Below are 21,139 nucleotides of genomic sequence, written 5' to 3' on the forward strand. Positions count from 1 at the left end.
CCGGATGACGGACAGGAGGGCGTGATGAGCGATCCCAGTGAGGCCTGGCGACTGCGCCAGGTGACCCATCCCGTGTGGAGCCGGGTGCTGACCGGTGTCCACGCCGACGCGCTGGACTGCCTGCAGGCGACGTTCGCCGTGCTCGCCGACCACGCGCACGGTCGTGGTGGCCACCTGGCGCTCGGGGCCCACTGGCGCTTCGCGCCACGTGTGCTCGACGACGGCACGGCCACCGTCGCCGTGTCGCTCGACGAGCGGGCGCACGAGGCCCGCGAGGATCTGGGCCTGCGGGTCGACGCGAGCTGGTCGCGGCTCGCCGGCTCGCAGGTCCGGCGCCTCGCCCACGACGGGCAGCCGCTGTACGTGTCCGCCGACGCGTTCGACCTGCCGTGGTGCCCGTACGCGGGCCGCGCGCACCTGGAGCACAGCTTCCTGGTCGTGCCGGTCGACGGCCACGACGAGCAGGTCGACGTGGTCGACGCGTACCACAACGACACGCCGTGGGGTGCCGCGCGGCCCGGTGTGTGGCGCCCGGCGCCGGCCGACTTCGACAGCGCGCTCACCTCGGGGGCCAGGGTCCTGGCGGTCGAGCCTGGTCCGCGCAGGTGCGTGGACCCCGCGGACGTCATGACGGAGAACGCCCGCCACCTCGTCGACGCGCTGCCCCGCATGGAGCGGTACGTGGCCCGCGTGCGCGCCGCACTCGGCACGGTCGTGGGGGTCGAGCGGCTCGTGCTCGACGTGTGGCTGCTGAGCCGCCAGCGCATGCTGCACGCGTCGTGGGTCGACAGCCTCGGCCGCGCCGTGACGGGGGCGCGCGGGCTGCGCGAGCATGTGGACCGTTGGCGCGACCTGGCGGCGCTGACGTACGTGGCCCTGCGCCGGGCCGAGCGGGGCCGCCCGGCACAGACGTCGCTCGCCGACGAGCTCGGCCACCTCCTCGCGGAGGACGTCGCGCTCGCGGCGCAGCTCGCCACCGAGGTCACGGGAGCTCCGCGCCCGACGCTGCGCGAGGTCCGTGGCACGGTGCTCTCTGCCCTGGCCGACGTCGCGGGCACCCGTGAGCACACGGTGGTGGAGGCGCAGTCGCTGCGGGACCTGCCCGGGCTCACGTCGTTCCGGCTCGCGGACGTGCTGGACCGCGTCGAGGCCGACCTGGGCGTCGAGCTGACCGGGGACACGCTGGCCGCGACCAACTTGTGGGACCTCGACGCGCTGTGCGGCATGTTCGCGCGCTCGGTCCCGGGCGGGGTGCCGCGATGAGCGCCGTGACGCTGCTCCCTGACCTGCTGGGCCACGCCGCGCGCACGTGGCCGGGTCGGACCGCTGTCCTCGACGCGGTCACGGCGGTGACCTACGAGGACCTGCAGGCGCACAGCGCGCGCGTCGCGTCGTGGCTCGCTGACGCCGGCGTGGGCCGCGGCGACCGGGTCGTCGTCGCGCTGCCCGCCGACGCGACGCTCGTGACGGTGATCTGGGGAGTCGTCCGGGCGGGGGCGGTGCTCGTCGTCGTGCGCGACGACGCACCGGCCCCCGCGGTCGTGCACGTGCTCGACGACGCGCAGCCGGTGCTCGTGCTGAGCGACGCCGACGTGGTGCACGACGCGGCGCACGCGGCGGGCGTCCGGGTCCGCCGCCGCAGCGACCTGCCGGGCCCCGCGCGGCCCGGCGGACCCGCACCCGCGGCCTTGGCCCCCGGGACGCTCGCCGTCGACCCCGCGCTGTTCGTCTACACGTCCGGCAGCACGGGCATGCCCAAGGCGGTCGTCTCGACGCACGCGCAGGTCACGTTCGCGGTCACGGCCATCGCGTCGCGGCTGCGCTACCGCTGGACCGACGTCGTGCACTGCGTCCTGCCGCTGTCGTTCGACTACGGGCTCTACCAGGTGCTGCTGTGTGCGCAGGCGGGCGCGGCCCTGCATGTCGGGGGCGGCGACGAGGCCGGCGGCCGGCTGCTCGCCGGTCTGCGCCGCTCGAGAGCGAGCGTGCTGCCCGCAGTGCCGTCGCTCGCCGCCAACCTCGCGCGCCTGCTCGAGCGTCCTGGTGCGGCGCCGCCGGATCTCCGCCTGCTGACCAGCACGGGCGCGACGATGCCTCCCGAGGTGCTCGCGGTGCTGCGGGCGCGGATCCCGACGCTGCGTGTCCAGCTCATGTTCGGGCTGACCGAGTGCAAACGCGCCGCGATCCTCGACGAGGACGAGGACCTGCTGCACCCCGGGGCGTGCGGCCGGGCGCTGCCCGGCACCGAGATCCTCGCCGTGGGCCCGGACGGCCGGCCGGTGCCACGCGGTCAGCTCGGTGAGCTCGTCGTGCGCGGCCCGCACGTCATGGCCGGCTACTGGCGACGGCCCGAGCTCACGGCGCAGCGGTTCGTCCGACGTGACGGGCTGTTCCCCGAGCTGCGCACGGGCGATCACGGGTGGGTCGACCCCGGCGGCTACGTGTACTTCGCCGGCCGGCGGGACGACGTGTACAAGGAGCGCGGCACGCGCGTCAGCGCGACCGAGGTCGAGGCCGCCGCGCACCGCTGCGCGGGTGTCGAGGAGGCGTGCGTCGTGCTCCCGGGCCCGGCGCAGGACGGCGCGGCGCTCGTCGTCGTCGGCGACGTCGAGCCGGACGGGGTTCTCCGCGCGCTGCGCGGGCAGCTCGAGGACGGCAAGATCCCCGCCCGCTGCGTCGTGGTCGGCGCGATGCCGCTCACTGCGAACGGCAAGCTCGACCGCGCGCGCCTGCGTGACGTCGTGGAGGTGGGTGCCCGTGCCTGACGTCGCCGCCCTGACCCCCGCGTACGTCTACGACCTCGACGAGGTGGGCCGCTGCCACGACCGCCTGCGGGCCGCGTTGCCCGCACCGAGCGACCTGTACTACTCGCTGAAGGCCAACCCGCACCCGGTGGTCGTGGCGCGGCTCGCGGCGCTCGGCTGCCGCGTCGAGGTGTGCTCGACGGGCGAGCTCGACGCGGCGCTGGCCGCGGGGGTGCTGCCCGCGCACGTGCTGTGCACCGGCCCGGGCAAGCCGGACGCCGAGGTGGCGCACGCGCTGCTCTCCGGTGTGAGCCTGTTCTCGGTCGACTCCCCGCACGGCCTCGACCAGGTCGACCGCCTCGCGGCGCGGCACGGCCTGTCCGTCGACTGCCTGCTGCGCGTCAACGACGCGGTGCCCACGCCGGGCCAGGGCCTGGCGATGACGGGCGTGCCCTCGGCGTTCGGCGCGGACGCGGACTGGGTCGAGGCCGAACCAGAGCGGTTCACGAGCCGTGCCTGCGCGCGGCTCACGGGCTTCCACCTGTACATGGGCAGCAACCTGACCGACCAGGACGCGCTCGTCGCGCAGTTCGCCACGTCGGCGCGCACCGCGCGCAGGCTCTCGGACGTGCTCGGGATCGCCCCCGGGGTGCTCGACCTCGGGGGTGGCTTCGGTGCGCCGTTCGCCCGGTGCGGTGCGAGCCCGGACCTGACGGGCCTGGCCGAGCGGGTCGCCGACGTGCTCGACGTGACGTTCCCGGGCTGGCGCCACGGAGGGCCGCGCGTCGCGTTCGAGTCGGGGCGCTACCTCACCGCGACGTGCGGGAGGCTGCGCACCCGGGTGCTCGACGTCAAGGTGTCCCACGGGCGGCGGGTCGTCGTGCTGGAGTCCGGCATCCACCACCTGGGCGGCATGTCCGGGCTGCGCCGGCTCCCGACGCTCGCCCCCGAGCTGGTCCGCGTCCACGACACGGACGAGCGCGCCGTGTGGAGCGACGTGATGGTCGCCGGTCCGCTGTGCACACCGCTCGACACGTGGGCACGGTCCGCGACCGTCGAGGCCCTGCGCCCCGGCGACGTCGTCGAGGTCCCGAACGTCGGTGCGTACGGGCTCACCGCGAGCCTGCTCGCGTTCCTCGGCCATCCCGCACCCCACGAGCTCGTGCTCGACGAGGGCGTCGTGGTCCACGCCTCCCGCCTCACCCTGTCCCGGTCGCCGGTGGCCGGGCCGCCCACCGAAGGAGAACCGACATGCCTCCCGAGTTCGTCGAAATGCTCCGTCCGTTCCTGAAGTTCGCGGGCGACTCACCGATCACCCCGACCTCGCGCCTGCGGGACCTGGGCCTGGACTCCATGCAGGAGATCGAGCTCCTCTTCGCCGTGGAGGACGCGTTCGGCGTCGCGCTCCCGGACGAGGATCTCGTCGACGCGACGTTCGAGACGGCGGGCTCGCTCTGGGACGTCGTGGAGCGGCTGCGCGCCCCGGAGCCCCGGGCTGTCGCACGGTGACCGCCGTGACCGGGACCCAGCCGGGCGTGTGGACCGCGGCGGCCCACGCGGTCGCCGAGATCGCGGCGGAGCACGCCGCCCGCGCGGACCGTGAGGCACGGTTCCCGCTCGAGGCGCTCGCGGCCGCTCGGGAGTCCGGGCTGCTCGGGCTGCTGGTCCCGGCGGACCTCGGTGGCCTGGGCGGAGGGCTGCGTGACCTCGTGGACGTGACGACGACGCTCGCCCGGACGGACCTGTCCGTCGCGCTCGTGCTGGCCATGCACTGCCAGCAGGTCGCCGTCGTCGACCGCGCGGGGACCGACGAGCTGCGCCGCACGCTGCTCCCGGCGGTCGCGCGGGGCGAGGTCTACCTGGGCTCGGTGACGACCGAGGCGGGGACCGGGGGCCATCTCATGACGTCCGGCTCCGTCACGGCCGCGGGCGCCGACGGTGCCATCCTGATCGACCGCGACGCACCCGTCGTGACCGGAGGGCCGCACGCCGACGGGTACCTCGTGACCGTCCTCGCGCCGGGCGCCACGTCGCCGACGCAGGTCACCCTCGTGTACGCGCCGCGCGACGCGCTCGAGGTCGAGGTGCGCGGCGGGTGGGACCCGCTCGGCATGCGCGCCACCCACAGCGTGCCGCTCCGGCTGCGCGGCACGGTCGAGCCCTCGGCCGTCGTCGGGGGCCACGAGGGGTTCCGCACGCTCGTGACGACCGTGTTCGCCCCGCTCGCCCACGTCGGGTGGTCCGCGGCGTGGCTCGGCACCGCCTCGGGCGCACTCGCGCGCGTCGTCGCGCACCTGCGCACCCCTGCCGGCCGCCGCGAGCTCGACGTGTCGTCCGAGCTCGTCCGGGCGCGGCTCGCCGACGTGCGTGGACGCCTGGAGGTCGTGGACGCGCTGCTGGGGCGTGTGCTCGACATGCTCGGGTCCGGTGCCGACGTGTCCACGCCACGCCGGCAGATGCGGCTCAACACCCTCAAGGTCAGGGCCGCGGACGAGTGCTTCGCGGCGGTCGACGAGCTCATCGAGCTCGTGGGGCTCCGGCACGGCTACCTCGTCGGCTCGCCCCTGCGGCTCGAGCAAGCCTTCCGCGACCTGCGCTCGGCGTCGATCAACTACCGCAGCGACCGCCTGCGGCTCGCGAACGGCTCGCTCGCACTGCTCGACCCGGAGGTCGACCTTGCCTAGCCCCACCGACCTCGCACCCGACCTCGCGTCCGGTGAGCTGCGCGCAGCCGTCGTCGAGGCCCTCTCCGCGTGCGCACCGGGCGGCACCGCGCAGTCCCGGGCGGTGTGGTCGCAGCTGGGCCGCGCGGGGGTCCTCGCTGCCGTCGCGGGCCGGGAGGGCCCGCGCCCGGGCGTGGACCTGGTGCTGCTGCGCGCACTCCTGACGACCCTCGACGCGCACGCCCCGCTCGGGGTCGTGCTGTCCACGTGCGTGCAGGTCGCGACGGTCCTGCCGCTGTTGGCCGACCTCGCGGACGACGACCCCGACGGGCTCGCCGCCGAGGTCCGGGACCGTGCGCTGCGCGGTGACGTCACGGTCGCGCTCGCCGTGACCGACGCCGCCGCCGCGGGCTCCGACCTGCTCGACTCCGGCACGAGCGTGACGCCCCGAGCGGATGACGTGCTCCTCGCAGGTGGCAAACGTTGGATCACCAACGCGGTGAGCTGCGACTACGCCCTGACGCTCGTCCGGCACCGGCCGGCCCGCCACTTCACGAGCTTCCGGTGGGCGCTCGTGCCCGCCGGTGCACCCGGCGTCGTGATCGCGCCCGCGGCACCCGACCTGTTCGCCGCCGCCGACGTCGGGCACGTGGACCTCCACGACGTCCGGCTCGACCGGGAGCACCTCACTGGCCGCGCCGGCCGGGCCCTGCCCGACTTCGCGCGGCACGTCGGCGTCGAGCGCCTCGCCAGCGGGATGTGGGCCGCCGCGCTGTGCCGCCGCGTGCTCACCGACCTGTACGCGTGGCTCACCGCACCCCCGCCGCGTGGAGCGGCCCGGTGGGGCCGGAACGCGGTGCGCGAGCGCTTCGCGCGCTGCCTGGTCGAGGTCGAGCGCCTCGACGCGCTCCTCACGGTCGTCATGGGGCGGGGGGTGCCGGTGCGTGCCGTGGACGCGATGGTCGTCAAGGTGGCGGCGGGCCAGGCGGTCGAGATGGTGCTCGACGAGGCCGTCCACCTGCGCGGCGCTGACGCGTTCCGCGACGGCGGGGAGGCGCGGCTGCGCGCGCAGGCAGCGATGTTCTCCGTCGCCGGAGGCGCGAGCGGCGCCATGCTCGCGGGCGTCGCCGACCACGCCCGGGACCTGCTGGAGGCCAGGCCGTGACCCGGGTGGCGCTGCACGCGCCGCTCGACGACGTCGTCGTGGCCCTCGCGCCGGCCGACGGGCTGGGCGGTGCGCTCCCGATCGACGTCGCCGACACCGCGGGCCTGCCCCGGTGGCGCGCGGACGAGCGGCTCGCCGCGCGTGCGCTGCTGCGCCTGCTGCTCCACGAGGCCGTCGGGCCCGCCGCCGCCTCGGCGCGCGTGTGCTCACGCGTCCACGGCCAGCCCTATCTCGACGGGTGGCCCGACCTCGCGGTGAGCATGTCGCACTCGGGCGGCTGGGTCGCCGCCGGTGTGCACGTCCGCGGCGGAACGGTCGGTGTCGACGTACAGGAGCCGTACGCCGCCGGCGAGCGGCTTGTGCGCCGCTGCTGCGGCCCGCACGCGGACCGGCTGCTCACGCTGGAGGAGTCCGCGCGTGCCGTCGAGACGAGCTGGGTGTGGTCCGTGCAGGAGGCGTGTGTCAAGGCGCGCGGCACCGGGCTCGCCGGCCGGCCGTGGACCGTGCCCGTGACGCCCTTCGCGCGGCACGGGCGCTGGGCCGGCCTGCGCTGGTGCGCCCTGCGCGGTCGTGTGCCGCTGCCGGTCAGCTGTGCCGCGGCCCCACCCGCAGGAGGCGCGGACCCGCACGGTCCCACCCCCGAGGCCCGCAACGGGAGGCGAGCGTCATGACGTCGTACACCTCGTTCCTCGCCACCGTCGAGCGCTGGCCGGACGCCGTCGCGCTCGAGGTCGCAGGTCGGCGGATCACCTACGCAGACCTGCACGCCCAGGCCGAGACGCTCGCCGCCCGCCTGCTGGACCGCGACGGGTCGCCGCCGTCGGCCGTCGGCGTCCTCGCCTCCCGGAGCGTCGCGGCATACGTCGGCTACCTCGCGGCACTGCGGGTCAGGGCCGTCGTCGTCCCGCTCAACCCGACGTTCCCCGTCGAGCGGACCGACCGGGTGGTCCGTGCGGCGAGCGTCGACGTGCTGGTCGTCGACCCGGCCGGCGCGGACGTCGCGCGCGACCTCGCGGAACGCGACGACGCGCCCCGTGCCGTGCTCGGCGAGGGCCCGGCCGACCCCGGCCCGGCGCTGCTGCCCGGGCTCGCGGTGCGGGACGACGACGTGGCGTACGTGCTGTTCACGTCGGGTTCGACCGGCCGTCCGAAGGGCGTGCCGATCCGCCACCGGCACGTCGAGCCCTACCTGCGGCGGTGCGTGGCGCGGTACGGGTCCGAGCCGGGTGCCCGCTTCTCGCAGATGTTCGACCTGACGTTCGACCCGTCGGTCTTCGACCTGTTCGTCGCGTGGCGCGGCGGTGGCGCGGTCGTCGTCCCGGCGCCCGCCGAGCTGCTCGCGCCGGTGCGCTTCGTCGCGGAGCACGAGATCACGCACTGGTTCTCGGTGCCGTCCGCCGTCTCGCTCGCGCGGCGGATGCGGATGCTGGCACCCGGCAGCATGCCGACGCTGCGGTGGAGCCTGTTCGCCGGGGAGGCCCTGACGCTCGAGCAGGCGCGCGCGTGGGCGGCGGCGGCGCCGGCGAGCGTCCTGGAGAACCTGTACGGGCCCACCGAGCTCACGATCACCTGCACGGCCTACCGGCTGCCGGCGGACCCCGGCACGTGGCCGAGCACGGTCAACGGGACGGTCCCGATCGGTCGCGTGCACCCTGGGCACGAGGTGACCGTCCGGGACGAGGACGGATCGCCGAGCGATGTCGGGGAGCTCTGGGTGCGCGGGCCGCAGCGCTTCGACGGCTACGTCGACGCGGCCGACGACGTGGACCGGCTCGTCGTCGCGGGGAATGGCCCTCGCTGGTATCGCACCGGGGACCGGGTCTGCGCGCTCGACGGCGAGCTCGTGCACCTGGGTCGCACCGACGCGCAGGTCAAGGTACGCGGCTTCCGCGTCGAGCTCGCCGAGGTCGAGCACGCGCTGCGCGGTCACGACGCGGTCGAGGACGTCGTGGTCGTCGCGGGCGGCGACGCGTCGGAGCTGCACGCGTACTACACAGGACCCGACGGGCTCGGTGAGGAGCTCGTCGCCCGGGCCCGCGCCGTGCTGCCCGCCTACATGGTGCCCGCGACGGTCACCCGCCTCGAGGTGCTCCCCGTCACGGCCAACGGCAAGCTCGACCGCCGGGCACTGGCGGCGGCCGCGACGGACCGGCGCGCCGGTCCCGGACCAGCCCGCGCCGGCGGCGACCCGGGCGAGTCGGTGCGGGCCGTCGCCGCCTCGACGAGCCGGGGGCGGGCGTGACGGCGGCGCGCAGCCCGGTCGCGTCCGCGCCGGTGACACCCGACGACGTCGACGTGCGGCGCTTCCGCACGATCGCCGGGCGCTTCGGCACCGGTGTGGGCGTCGCGACCACGTGCGTCGACGGAGTCCCCGTGGGCATGACGGTCAACTCGTTCACGACCGTCTCGCTCGAGCCGCGGCTGGTCCTGGTCTGCCTTGCCGAGGGCTCGCGCCTCCTGCGGGCCGTGCGACGCTCCGGGTACTTCGCCGTGACCGTCCTCGCCGACGACCAACGCGCCCTCGCGGTGCGGTTCGCCGCGCGCGAGCGGCCGTCCGGTTGCGAGGCGTTCCGGGGTGTCGATAGCGTCACGGAGCCCATCACCGGATGTCCTGTTTTGTCCGGTGGCGTCGCGTTCTTCGCCTGCGCCGTCCATCGCCTGTGGCCCGCGGGGGACCACAGCGTTCTGGTCGGCGAGGTCACATCTGCGGGGGAGCTCCTGGCGGCAGCGCCGCTGCTCTTCGTCGATGGGCACTACCGCGTGCTTGCGGATCCGGACGGGGGAGCCGAATGACCACCCAGGCGGCCACGCTGCGTGCCGTGGCGCTGAGCGCCGCGCAGGCCGGCGCCGACGCGATCCGGGTGGCAGCGGGGGCAGGACTGGTGGTGACCGCGAAAGGGCCGCTCGGGACCGACGTCGTCACCAGCGCGGACCTCGCCGCGGAGGATGCGATCCGGACCGTCCTGCGCACGGCCCGCCCGGACGACGCGGTGCAGGCCGAGGAGTCCGGCGAGGAGGCCGGTGAGTCGGGGCTGCGCTGGGTCGTCGACCCGCTCGACGGCACCGTGAACTTCAGTCGGGGCTCCGACCGCTACGCGGTGAGCGTCGCGGTGCGGGCCGACGACGACGCGCTGTTCGCTCCCGCCCGGGCCGCCGCTGTCGTCCGCCCTGCCACGGGCGAGCACTGGTCGGTCGGTCACGACGACCCCTCGGCTCCGACCCGCACGCGGGCGTGGGCGAGCGACCCGCGCGAGGCGGTCCTCGCGTTCGCTGTCCCGCACGACCCGCAGACCCGCAGCGCGGCGTACGTGCGGCTCGCCCAGGTCGCTCCACGCGTGCTCGACCTGCGCAACACGGGCTCGTCCGTGTGCGACCTGGTCGCGGTCGCGCTCGGAGAGGTCGACGCGTTCGTCTCGTTCGACCCGGCGCCCTGGGACGTCGCGGCAGGGGTCGCGCTCGTCGAGGCAGCCGGGGGCGTGTGCCGGGTGCGGAGCACCGCGGCCGGGGGGTCCGTCCTCGTCGTCGGAGCCAGGGGGGTGGTCGACGCGGTGCAGTCGGGGCTGTGGTGACGAAGGAGCGGCACCCGTGCTCGACCGAGCCGGTACCGGCCGTGACGGAGCTTTGTCCTACTCGCAGGGGGAGTCTCGATGGAGTTCAACGTTCTGGGTTCACTCGAGGTCGTGGGCGACGGGAGCCCGGTGGAGATCAGCGGGGCGAAACGACGCGCTCTGCTCGCCGTGCTGCTGCTCCACACCGGGCGGACGGTCCCGGTGCCGCGTCTCGTCGAGATGCTCTGGCCCGACACGCCCCCGCCCTCCGCCGTGTACAACCTGCGGACCTACGTGCACGGCATCCGGCGCGCGCTGCTCGCCGCCGAGCGAACGCCTGACCGCCTGACGCGCGATCTCGCCGGGTACCGGCTCGCCGTCGAGCCCGGCGAGTTCGACGTCCTGCGGTTCCAGCGGCTCACCGAGGAGGGCCACCGTGCGCTGGAGGTCGGCGACGCCGCCGCGGCAGTCCACCGCTTCAGCACGGCGCTCGGGCTGTGGCGGGGCGCTCCGCTCGAGGACCTGCCCGACCTCGGTCCGGAGATCCGGGCGGAGGTGCTCGCGCTCGAGGAGCAGCGCCACGAGGCGCGGACGGCGCTCGTCGACGCGCGGATGAGCCTCGGGCAGGCCTACGAGCTCATCCCGCAGCTGCGCCGCATGGTCGCCGAGCAGCCGCTGCACGAGCGCACGCACGCCCAGCTCGTCTCGGCGTTGTCCAAGGCCGGGCGCACCGCGGAGGCGCTCGGCGCGTACGGCAGCGCGCGGGCGACGCTCGTGCGTGAGCTCGGCCTCGAGCCGGGGGAGGTGCTGCGCGCGGCGCACGAGCGCGTGCTCCAGGAGTGCACGGCGGGGGACGAGCCCTCGCGTGCGCGCGAGCGCCTCACGGCCGGAGCGGGCCCGAGCGCACTGCCGATGCGTCCGCCGACCTTCGTCGGGCGCGCCGCCGTCCGGCGCCAGCTCCGGCAGATCGGCGCCTCGGGCGCCGCTGCGGGCTCGGCGCACGAGTGGACCGCGGTGCTCGTCTCCGGCACACCGGGCGCGGGCAAGTCCACGACTGCCGTCTCTGCGGCGTACGACCTGCGCGCCGCGTACCCCGACGGTCACCTGTTCGTCAGGCTCGCTGCGGCGGGCGGGCGCCCGCGAGCGACCGTCGACCTGCTCGGCGAGATGCTCGTGAGCCTCGGGGTCCCCCCGTCCGCCATGCCCGCCGCCCTGCCGGAACGTGCGGCGATGTACCGCCGGCTCGTCGCGCAGCGTCGGCTCCTCGTCGTGCTGGACGACGCCGCGTCGGCCGCGCAGGTGCGCGACCTGCTGCCCGGCTCGGGGCGCTCGCTGGTGATCATCACGAGCCGTCGGCGGCTGCTCGACCTGGAGGTCGACTGGCGGCTGAACCTGGGCCCGCTCGACGAGCGCGACGCCCTCGCGCTGCTCGCGAGCGACATCGGTGACGCGCGCGTGCGTGCAGCCCTCGACGAGTCCCGGCGGATCGTCGCGGCGTGCGACGGGCTGCCGCTCGCGCTGCGCATCGTCGGCGGCCGGCTCGCGCGCCGGTCCGCGACGACGCTGGCCACCTTCGCGGAACGGCTCGAGAGCACCGTGGACGTGTTCGAGGAGCTCGCGCTGGGTGACATGTGCGTGCGCACCAACCTGTCGCAGGCGATCGAGGCGCTCGGGCCGGACGAGCGTTCGGCGCTCGAGGCGCTCGGTGGGTGCGAGTGCCGTCGGTTCACCGACGCCGACGCCGCCGAGCACCTCGACCTCCCGCAGTCGAAGGCGGAGCGGCTCGTCGAGCACCTCGTGGAGCACAACCTCGTGGTCCCCGTCGACGGGTGCGGCGACCAGCAGTACGAGATGCCCTCGCTCCTGCGCACCTACGTGCGCACGCACGGGCGGGACGAGCGAGCGAGGTCGCCCGCCGGGTCGTGCCGGGCCTCCCAGCGACCACGCGCCGGGCGCGAGCCCGAGGCGCGTCTCGGCCGGGCATGACCGGACGCGCGGGCGGTGCCCGCGTCGATCCCGGAGGCAGGCCGCACGACGGTGCGCTCGATGTCGTCCGGACCCGCGCCACGGCCGTGACCGGCACGGCGGGCCGGCCGCCGTCCGCCCCGAGCACCGCAGGGCCCGCACCGCCGGGCGCCGCGCGGTGATGACGAGCGTCGCCTCGTCGGGGTGGCAGTGGGCGGCCGGGCCGACGGGTGCTCAGTCGGTGATGACCGTGCCCTTCGGGACGACGGTGATGCCGCTGTCCGTGACCGTGAACCCGCGTGCCCGGTCGTGCTCGTGGTCCAGCCCGACGCGTGCCCGCTCGGGGACGATGACGTTCTTGTCGAGGATCGCGTGGTGGATCTGCGCGTACCGCGCGACCTGCACGCCGTCCATGAGGACCGAGTCCGTCACCTGCGCCCAGGAGTGCAGCCGGATGCCGGGGGACAGGATCGAGCCCGAGACGGTCGCGCCGGACACGACGACCCCGGGGGAGACGATCGAGTCCGCGGCGTGGCCCAGGCGGCCGGCGCCCGCGTGCACGAACTTGGCCGGCGGCAGGCCGGTGTAGCCGGTGAACAGCGGCCAGTCGTCGTTGTAGAGGTTGAACACCGGCTCGATCGAGATGAGGTCGTGGTTCGCGTCGTAGTACGAGTCGAGCGTCCCGACGTCGCGCCAGTAGTCCCGGTCCCGGTCGGTCGAGCCGGGGACGTCGTTGCGGATGAAGTCGTAGACCCCCGCGGTGCCGCGCTCGACGAACCAGGGGACGATGTCGCCGCCCATGTCGTGCCGGGAGTTCACGTCCTCGGCGTCGACCGTCACGGCGTTGACCAGGGCGTCCGCGTTCGCGACGTAGTTGCCCATCGACGCCAGGATCTCCAGCGGGGACCCGGGGACCGGTGTCGGGTCGGACGGCTTCTCGCGGAACGCCGCGATGCGCGTCGGATCGCCCGGCACGGTCTCGATCACGCCGAACTGGTCGGCCATGTCGATCGGCTGCCGGATGCCGGCCACGGTCAGCTCGGCGCCCGACTCGATGTGCGCGTCGACCATCTGCGAGAAGTCCATGCGGTACACGTGGTCGGCACCCACCACGACGACGATGTCGGGGCGCTCGTCGTCGATGATGTTCAGGCACTGGTAGATCGCGTCCGCGCTGCCCAGGTACCAGTGCTTGCCCACCCGCTGCTGCGCGGGGACGGCGGCCACGTAGTTGCCCAGCAGCGCCGACATGCGCCACGTCTTGGACACGTGCCGGTCCAGCGAGTGGGACTTGTACTGCGTCAGCACGATCACGTGCAGGTAGTGCGAGTTGATGACGTTCGACAGGGCGAAGTCGACGAGGCGGTAGCTGCCGCCGAAGGGGACCGCGGGCTTCGCGCGGTGCGCGGTCAGCGGCATCAGCCGCTTGCCCTCCCCCCCGGCGAGGACGATGGCAAGGACACGCGGCGCTGGCATGGACTCAACCTAGGCCCGCACAGGGCCCGCGGCGAGGCACACACGCGTACGGGCGCTAGCGTGTCGCCCGACGACCGGCGGTGGGCCGGTCACGACTGGAGGCACCGGTGCGCGTCGACCTGCTGACCCGGGAGTACCCGCCCCACGTCTACGGGGGCGCGGGCGTCCACGTGGCGGGGCTCACGGCCGTGCTGCGCGAGCTGATCGACGTGCGCGTGCACAGCTTCGACGAGCCCGTCACCGAGGCGGGCACGCACGGCTACACGGTCCCCGGCGGGCTGGCCGGCACCAACGCGGCGCTGGCGACGATCGGGGTGGACCTGGCGATCGTCGACGGCATCGGGAGGGACACCACCGGCGGCGGCACCGACCTGGTGCACTCGCACACGTGGTACGCGAACCTGGCGGGGCACCTCGCGTCGCTGCTCTACGACGTGCCGCACGTGCTGACGGCGCACAGCCTCGAGCCGCTGCGCCCCTGGAAGGCCGAGCAGCTCGGTGGCGGCTACGCGCTGTCCTCGTGGGTCGAGCGCACGGCGTACGAGGCCGCGGCCGCGGTGATCGCCGTCAGTGGCGGCATGCGCGACGACATCCTGCGGTCGTACCCGGCCGTCGACCCGGCCAAGGTGCACGTGGTGCACAACGGCATCGACCTCGACGGGTGGCGGCGGCCCACGTCGGACGAAGGCCTCGCCCGTGCGCGCCGCGTCGTGCAGGACCTGGGCATCGACCCCGACCGGCCGGCCGTCGTGTTCGTCGGGCGCATCACCCGCCAGAAGGGGCTGCCGTACCTGCTGCGGGCGGTCGAGACGCTCCCGACCGACGTGCAGGTCGTGCTGTGCGCCGGCGCCCCGGACACGCCCGAGATCCTCGCCGAGGTCACCGCGCTCGTCACCGAGCTGCGCACCCGGCGCTCGGGCATCGTGTGGATCGACCGCATGCTGCCGCGCGACGAGCTCGTCGCGGTCCTGGCGCACGGCACGGTGTTCGCGTGCCCGTCGGTGTACGAGCCGCTCGGCATCGTCAACCTCGAGGCGATGGCAGTCGGCCTGCCCGTCGTGGGCACCGCCACCGGCGGGATCCCCGAGGTCGTCGACGACGGCGTCACGGGACTGCTCGTGCCGATCGACCAGGTGCAGGACGGCACCGGGACACCGGTCGACCCCGACGCCTTCGTCGCGGACCTGGGTGCCGCGCTCGCGGACGCCGTCGCCGACACCGAGCGGGCCGCCCGGTGGGGCGTCGCGGCACGTCGCCGCGTCGAGGACCACTTCTCGTGGCACGCGATCGGGGAGCGGACGCTCGAGGTGTACCGGGGCGTCCTGGCCGGTTGACGGCTGCGGCGTCGCGTCGTCAGGGCGTCAGGTACGTCGCGGCCGCGGCCATGGCCCGGCGCGCGACCCGGTCGACCTCGCGCAGCGCGGTGGACCGCTGGTCCGCCTGCCACGTGTTGACGGCGCCGCCGTCGTCCTGCGTGGCCAGGGCGACGATGCCCCGCAGCCGCGCCGCGCTCGACAGCACGCGCACGCGCTGACCGGCGACGCCGCGGGGGAGCCGGCGGTCGGGCAGTGCGCCGTCACGCACGTCGGCGATCGCGTCGGCGGCGTCCGGGCGCCAGCGCTCCACGCCGAGCGAGACGAGCGCCTCGGTCGCCGTCAGCAGGCCCCGGCGCAGGTCGCGTTCGGCGTCCTCCAGCGTCCCGACCTGCGCCCACACCACCGTCCGCCAGTCCGGCACGGGCACCGCGCGCCAGGTCACGAGGTGGCCGGGCTCGTACGCGGAGCCGAAGCGCTCGACGTGCGGCACCGCGGCGATCGTGCGCGTGCCGGCGCGCAGCAGCACGCACTCGCCGGCGTCCACGGCGTCGCGCGACACCGCCGGCGGGGCCGCGACGGGCTCGCCCGGCACCGGCAGGACGACGGCCACCTCGTCGACGGGAGCTCCCAGCCAGGCGACCCAGGCGGCCAGTGGCAGCGCCTCGCCGTCGGCGTCGACCGTGTGCGGCTCGTCGTCCGCCTGGACGGCGGCGACCACGCGGTCGGGCTCACCGGACGCGGTGAGCCACAGCGCGAGGAGGACGGACCGGGGCAGGTCGAGCGCGGGAGCCACGCCACCACGGTAAGGGGCGCGGTGGCCGTCCCCGCGTCGGCGCAGGTCAGCCGATCGCGTGCACAGGTGCCGCCAGCGGCACGCCCGAGCCGTCGCGCCGCTCGTCCACCGGCGGCAGCTCGACCGGCTGGCCGCCCGACCCCGTGGCCCGCGCCGGCGCCGGGCCGACGTACGCGAGGATCAGCGCGTCCTCGCCCTTGAGGAACCGGTGCGAGCGCACGCCGCCCGTCGCCCGGCCCTTGCCGGGGTACGTCGTGAACGGCGTGACCTTGGCGGCACCCGCCTGCGTGCCGTGCAGCGCGGACGACGACCCGGAGACCGTCACGACGACCGCGTCGTCGTCCGGCCGCACGACGCCGAAGGCCACGACCCGCGCGCCGCTCGCGAGCTTGATGCCCGCCATGCCGCCGGCCGCACGGCCCTGCGGCCGCACCTGGGCGCCGGGGAAGTGCAGCAGCGAGGAGTCCGACGACACCAGGACCAGCTCGTCGTCGTCGCGGGCGGGTGCGGCGCCGACGACCTCGTCACCGTCGCGCAGGGCGATCGCCTCCCACGCGTCGCGGTTGTTCGGGACGTCGCCGGCCGTGACCCGCTTGACGACGCCCTGGGCGGTCGCCAGGGCCAGGGGCGGGGCGTCGTCGCCCAGGGGCACGAGCGCCACGACGCGCTCGCCGTTCTCCAGGGTCACGGCCTCCCCGACGGGCAGGCCTCCGGACAGCGACGGCGGGCCGTCCGTGGGCGGCAGGGCCGGCAGCTCCAGCACGGACAGCCGCACGACGCGGCCGCGCGACGTCAGCGCGCCGATGTCCGCACGCGCGGTGGTCGCGACCGCGGAGGCGACCACGTCGTGCCGGCTGCGCGTCCCGCCGTCGCCGCGCGGCGGCTCGACGTCCTCGCCCGTGCGCGCCACCAGGCCCGTGGCGGACAGCAGCGCCCAGCACGGCGAGTCGGGGATCTCCAGCGGCGCGGAGCCCTTCGCGGACGTCGGCCCGCCGGCGGCACCGGCCAGGCTCGTGCCGCCGGCGTGCTCGAGCAGCACCGTGCGGCGCGGCGTCCCGTAGGTCGCGGCGACCTCGGCCATCTCGTCGGACGTCACCGTGCGCAGGAGGGCGTCGTCGCCGAGGATCGCCTGCAGGCGCGCGATCTCCTCGACGAGCTCGTCCCGCTCGCGCTCGAGGTCGATGCGCGAGAACCGGGTGAGGCGCCGCAGCCGCAGCTCGAGGATGTACTCGGCCTGCGGCTCCGAGAGGTCGAACACCGTCCGCAGGCGCGCACGGGCGGCGTCCGCGTCGTCGGACGTGCGGATGACCTGGATGACCTCGTCGATGTCGAGGATCGCGATGAGCAGGCCCTCGACGAGGTGCAGGCGCTCCTGCCGCTTGGACAGGCGGAACGCGGTCCGGCGCCGGACCACCTGCAGCCGGTGGTCGACCCACACGCGCAGCAGCTCGACCAGCCCGAGCGTGCGCGGCTGGCCGTCGACCAGCGCGACGTTGTTGATGGAGAACGAGTCCTCCAGCGGGGTGTACCGGTAGAGCTGCTCGAGGACGGCCTCCGGGTGGAAGCCCGTCTTGACCTCGATGACCAGCCGCAGCCCGTGCGCGCGGTCGGTCAGGTCGACGGCGTCGGCGATGCCGGAGAGCTTCTTGGTCTGCACGCCCTCCTTGATCTTCTCGATGACCTTCTCGGGACCGACCGTGTAGGGCAGCTCGGTGATGACGATGCCCTTGCGGCGCGGCGTCACGTTCTCCACGCGCGCGGTCGCCCGCGTGCGGAACGCGCCGCGGCCCGTCCGGTACGCCTCGCGCACGCCGTCGAGGCCGACGATCTTGCCGCCCGTCGGCAGGTCGGGCCCCGGGACGAACCGCATGAGGTCGTCGAGCGTCGCGTCGGGGTGCTTCACGAGGTGCCGGGCCGCCGCGACGACCTCGACGAGGTTGTGCGGCGCCATGTTCGTCGCCATGCCGACGGCGATGCCGGTCGCGCCGTTGACCAGGAGGTTCGGGATCGCCGCCGGGAGCACGGACGGCTGCTTGAGCTTGTTGTCGTAGTTCGGGACGAAGTCGACGACGTCCTCGTCGAGCCCCTGCGTCATGGCGGAGGCCGCGGGCGCCATGCGGGCCTCGGTGTACCGCGAGGCCGCGGGGCCGTCGTCGAGCGACCCGAAGTTGCCGTGGCCGTCCACCAGCGGCAGCCGCAGGGAGAACGGCTGGGCCAGGCGCACCATCGCGTCGTAGATCGCCGTGTCGCCGTGCGGGTGCAGCTTGCCCATCACCTCGCCGACGACGCGCGCCGACTTCACGTACGGCCGCTCGGGCCGCAGGCCCATGTCGGCCATCTGGTAGACGATGCGGCGCTGCACCGGCTTGAGGCCGTCGCGCGCGTCGGGCAGGGCACGCGAGTAGATGACGGAGTACGCGTACTCGAGGAACGACCCCTCCATCTCCGTCGTGACGTCGACGTCGACGATCCGCTCCACGAGGTCCTCGGGGGGCAGGTCGGGGCTCGCGGGGCGACGCGCCATGGGCTGGTGTGCTCCTCGGTGCAGCGGGTGTCGGTGCGGTGTGCGGGGTCACGTGCGGCGGTGGTGGGCACCGCGCTGCCACCATTGTCGCCGGGCCGGCGGCGTCGTCCGTGCAGCCGCGCCGCTAGCCTGGCCTGCATGGCCGACGTCGTCCCCCGTGACCCGAACTCCGGTCCGGCGGCCACGCCGGGCCCCGGCGCCGCACCCTACCCGGCGGGCTGGGAGGCGGACGTCGTCCTGACCGACGGCACCACGACGCGCCTGCGCCCCATCCGCCCCGACGACGCCGACGCGCTGCAGGCCTTCCACGTCGCCCAGTCGGAGCGCTCGACGTACCTGCGGTTCTTCGCGTCGCTCGAGCGACTGCCGGACCGGGACCTGGCCCGGCTCGTGACCGTCGACCACGTGACGCGGGTCGCGCTCGTGGTGGTCACGGGCTCACCCGACGTGGGCGAGCCGGAGCGGATCATCGGCGTCGCGCGGTACGACCTCGTCGAGCCCGAGACGGCCGAGGTCGCGTTCAACATCGCCGACGCCCACCAGGGCAAGGGCCTGGCGTCGGTGCTCCTCGAGCACCTCGCGGCCGCCGCTCGTGAGCGCGGCGTGCGCCGGTTCGTCGCCGAGGTCCTGCCGCAGAACGGGCGGATGATCGCGGTCTTCAAGGAGGCCGGGTACGAGGTGCGCCAGCGCACCGAGGACGGCGTCGTGCAGGTGACGTTCGACATCGACCCGACCGAGCGGTCGCTGGCCGTCGCGGCGGACCGTGAGCACCGGGCCGAGGCGCGCTCGATGCGCGCGCTGCTCACCGCGCGCACCGTCGTGGTCGTCGGCCCCGGTGACGAGCCGGGTCTCGAGCTCACCGCGCGGCAGGCGCAGCGCGTCGTCGCCGGACTCGCCGCCGAGGCGCGTGCCGGCCGGCTGACGGTCCACGCGGTCGGGGTGGGCGACGGCCCGGACCTGCGCGACGGGGTCCGGCACCACGCGCGGATCGGCGACGTGCCCCCGTCGGTCGAGCTCGCCGTGGTGGCGCTGCCGGCGGCGCGCGTGCTCGACGCCGCCCGGCAGCTCGGCGCGCTCGGGGTGCGCGGGCTCGTGCTGGTGTCCGGCGGGTTCGCCGAGGCCGGGCCCGAAGGGCTGGCGAGGCAGCGGCTGCTGCTGGGTGTCGCGCACGGCGCCGGCATGCGCGTCGTGGGCCCCTCGTCGTTCGGGCTGCTCGCGACCCACGACGGCACGACCCTGGACGCGTCGCTCACGCTGCGCCCGCCGCCGCCGGGCCGCATCGGGATGTTCTGCCAGTCGGCCCCGATCGCCGTCACGCTGCTCGCCGCCGTCGGGCGCCGCGGGCTCGGCCTGGCCCAGCTCGTGTCCGCCGGTCACCGCGCGGACGTGTCCGGCAACGACCTCATGCAGTTCTGGGGGGAGGACGACGACACCGACGTCGTCGCGCTCTACCTGGAGTCCATCGGCAACCCGCGCAAGTTCTCGCGCATCGCGCGGCGCCTGTCGGCGCACAAGCCCGTCGTCGTGGTCACCGCCGGCCGCTCCGGCCACGTCGTGCCCCCGGGGCACGCCGTGCGCCCCACACGTGCGCCGCGGCGCACCCTGGAGGAGGTGCTGCGCCAGTCCGGCGTGGTCCGGGTCGAGAACCTGCACCAGATGCTCGACGTCGTGCAGCTCCTCGCGCACCAGTCGCTGCCCCGCGGCCGACGCACCGCCGTGCTGTCGAGCTCGACCGGCGTGGCCGCGCTGGTGGTGGAGGCGGCCGCCGCCGCCGGGCTCGTGGTGACGGGGCGCGTCGAGATGCTCGGGGAGGACGCCGCCCCGGACGAGGTGGCGGACGCGGTCGGGCGCGTGTACGGCGACCCGGACGTCGACGTCGTGATCGTGGTACGGATCCCCACCCTGGGCGGCGCCGACCAGGTCGTCGCGCGCGAGGTCGCGCAGGCCGCCGCCCGCACGGGACGCACCACGGTCGCCTGCATGCCCGACCTGCACGGCGTGACGCCCGAGCTGACGGCGGAGGGCCCCGACGGCCGCGCGCGGACCGTGCCCGCGTACGCCGCCCCCGAGGACGCCGCGGTCGCGCTCGGGCACGCCGCCCGGTACGCGGCCTGGCGCGCGGTCGACCGCGGCCGGCCCGTGCAGCCCGCGGGCGTCGACACGCGAGCAGCCGGCCGGCTGGTGGCGCGTCTCCTCGCGACGTCGGGGGCGACCGACGGGTCGCCCCTCGCCCTGGACCCCGGGCAGGCCGCCGACCTGCTGGCCGCCGCCGGCGTGCACGTGTGGCCGTCCGTGCGGGTCCGCGACGCCGACGAGGCGGTGGCCGCAGCCGAGCGGCTCGGCTGGCCCGTCGCCGTCAAGACCACCGTGCCGGCCCTGCGGCACCGGGCCGACCTCGGCGGGGTCAGGCTCGACGTGGCCGACGAGGCCGAGCTCCGCGCGGACGTCGCGGGCATCCTCGCGCTCGCGGGCGACCAGGACCCGAGACCCGACGGGCCTCCCCTGGAGGTGCAGGCGATGGCCCCGCACGGTGTCGCGTGCGTCGTGCGGTCCACCGAGGACCCGCTGTTCGGACCCGTCATCAGCCTCGGCGTCGCCGGCGACGCCGCCGACCTCCTGGGGGACGTCGCGTACGGCGTGCCGCCGCTCACGGACGTCGACGTCGCCGACCTGGTCCGCACGCCGCGCGCGGCGCCCCGGCTCTTCGGCTACCGAGGGCTGCCCGCGCTGGACGTCGCGGCGCTCGAGGACCTCGTGGCGCGGGTGTCCGTGCTCGCCGACGCCCTGCCGGACGTGCGGTCCCTGGAGCTGAACCCGGTGGTCGTCTCCCCGCACGGCCTGGCCGTCCTGGGTGCGTACGCCTCGGTCGCGCCCGCCGACCGCGCCGACGCCGCGCGCCGGCTGGCGCGCCCGTGACCGACGCCCGCCGCGCACGGCGCGTCCCG

At 75.5% G+C, this 21,139-nt stretch carries 16 protein-coding genes; 13 read left to right on the forward strand and 3 right to left on the reverse strand.

From position 1 onward, the window contains the following. The first annotated feature begins 24 nt into the window (after positions 1-24). The 11 genes from NP075_RS08700 (at position 25) to NP075_RS08750 (ending at position 12,106) form a co-directional block, all read left to right on the forward strand. Complete coding sequence (locus NP075_RS08700) at positions 25-1,263, forward strand: acyl carrier protein (protein WP_227562810.1); 1,239 nt, start codon at positions 25-27, stop codon at positions 1,261-1,263. Next, positions 1,260-2,765, forward strand: coding sequence for a class I adenylate-forming enzyme family protein (locus NP075_RS08705; RefSeq protein WP_227562811.1), 1,506 nt, complete (start codon positions 1,260-1,262; stop codon positions 2,763-2,765). The genes NP075_RS08700 and NP075_RS08705 overlap by 4 nt, the downstream gene beginning before the upstream one ends. Beyond that, positions 2,758-4,035: a type III PLP-dependent enzyme domain-containing protein gene (locus tag NP075_RS08710; RefSeq protein ID WP_227562812.1), complete on the forward strand. Its 1,278-nt coding sequence runs from the start codon at positions 2,758-2,760 to the stop codon at positions 4,033-4,035. Before NP075_RS08705 ends, NP075_RS08710 begins: the two co-directional genes overlap by 8 nt. Next, positions 4,017-4,253, forward strand: a complete 237-nt coding sequence (locus NP075_RS08715) for an acyl carrier protein (RefSeq protein WP_227562813.1) — start codon at positions 4,017-4,019, stop codon at positions 4,251-4,253. Before NP075_RS08710 ends, NP075_RS08715 begins: the two co-directional genes overlap by 19 nt. A gap of 5 nt (positions 4,254-4,258) precedes the next feature. Next, a complete protein-coding gene (locus NP075_RS08720; RefSeq protein ID WP_227562814.1) occupies positions 4,259-5,428 on the forward strand; it encodes an acyl-CoA dehydrogenase family protein in 1,170 nt (389 codons plus the stop codon). Further along, the gene (locus tag NP075_RS08725; protein WP_227562815.1) at positions 5,421-6,572 is read left to right on the forward strand and encodes an acyl-CoA dehydrogenase family protein; all 1,152 of its coding nucleotides are present in this window, start codon (positions 5,421-5,423) and stop codon (positions 6,570-6,572) included. Before NP075_RS08720 ends, NP075_RS08725 begins: the two co-directional genes overlap by 8 nt. Beyond that, positions 6,569-7,243 (forward strand): 4'-phosphopantetheinyl transferase family protein, encoded by a 675-nt coding sequence (locus tag NP075_RS08730; RefSeq protein WP_227562816.1) that lies wholly within the window; start codon positions 6,569-6,571, stop codon positions 7,241-7,243. The genes NP075_RS08725 and NP075_RS08730 overlap by 4 nt, the downstream gene beginning before the upstream one ends. Then, on the forward strand, positions 7,240-8,814 hold the full coding sequence (locus NP075_RS08735; RefSeq protein ID WP_227562817.1) for an amino acid adenylation domain-containing protein: 1,575 nt from the start codon (positions 7,240-7,242) through the stop codon (positions 8,812-8,814). Before NP075_RS08730 ends, NP075_RS08735 begins: the two co-directional genes overlap by 4 nt. A 32-nt stretch (positions 8,815-8,846) precedes the next feature. Further along, positions 8,847-9,365, forward strand: a complete 519-nt coding sequence (locus NP075_RS08740; RefSeq protein ID WP_227562818.1) for a flavin reductase family protein — start codon at positions 8,847-8,849, stop codon at positions 9,363-9,365. After that, the gene (locus NP075_RS08745) at positions 9,362-10,141 is read left to right on the forward strand and encodes an inositol monophosphatase family protein (protein ID WP_227562819.1); all 780 of its coding nucleotides are present in this window, start codon (positions 9,362-9,364) and stop codon (positions 10,139-10,141) included. Before NP075_RS08740 ends, NP075_RS08745 begins: the two co-directional genes overlap by 4 nt. Before the next feature lie 78 nt (positions 10,142-10,219). Further along, positions 10,220-12,106 carry an AfsR/SARP family transcriptional regulator gene (locus tag NP075_RS08750; protein ID WP_227562820.1) on the forward strand — a complete coding sequence of 629 codons (1,887 nt, stop codon included), beginning with the start codon at positions 10,220-10,222 and terminating at the stop codon, positions 12,104-12,106. Between the two features lie 213 nt (positions 12,107-12,319). Here NP075_RS08750 and NP075_RS08755 read toward each other — a convergent pair whose 3' ends face one another. Next, positions 12,320-13,561: a glucose-1-phosphate adenylyltransferase gene (locus NP075_RS08755; protein ID WP_227562821.1), complete on the reverse strand. Its 1,242-nt coding sequence runs from the start codon at positions 13,559-13,561 to the stop codon at positions 12,320-12,322. A 107-nt stretch (positions 13,562-13,668) separates the two neighbouring features. Here NP075_RS08755 and glgA point away from each other — a divergent pair, with 107 nt between their 5' ends. Then, a complete protein-coding gene (gene glgA / locus NP075_RS08760) occupies positions 13,669-14,895 on the forward strand; it encodes a glycogen synthase (RefSeq protein ID WP_227562822.1) in 1,227 nt (408 codons plus the stop codon). 19 nt (positions 14,896-14,914) lie between these two features. Here the strand turns inward: glgA and NP075_RS08765 are convergent, their stop codons facing one another. Beyond that, entirely contained in the window at positions 14,915-15,670 is a 756-nt protein-coding gene (locus tag NP075_RS08765) for a hypothetical protein (RefSeq protein ID WP_227562823.1), read from the reverse strand. 46 nt (positions 15,671-15,716) lie between these two features. Next, entirely contained in the window at positions 15,717-18,194 is a 2,478-nt protein-coding gene (locus NP075_RS08770) for a DNA gyrase/topoisomerase IV subunit A (RefSeq protein ID WP_227562824.1), read from the reverse strand. A 138-nt stretch (positions 18,195-18,332) separates the two neighbouring features. Between NP075_RS08770 and NP075_RS08775 the strand changes: the two genes are divergently transcribed. Continuing rightward, the gene (locus NP075_RS08775; protein WP_227562825.1) at positions 18,333-21,110 is read left to right on the forward strand and encodes a GNAT family N-acetyltransferase; all 2,778 of its coding nucleotides are present in this window, start codon (positions 18,333-18,335) and stop codon (positions 21,108-21,110) included. Positions 21,111-21,139: the final 29 nt, after the last annotated feature.

This window comes from Cellulomonas wangsupingiae, from assembly GCF_024508275.1.
Taxonomy (GTDB): Bacteria; Actinomycetota; Actinomycetes; order Actinomycetales; family Cellulomonadaceae; genus Cellulomonas; species Cellulomonas wangsupingiae.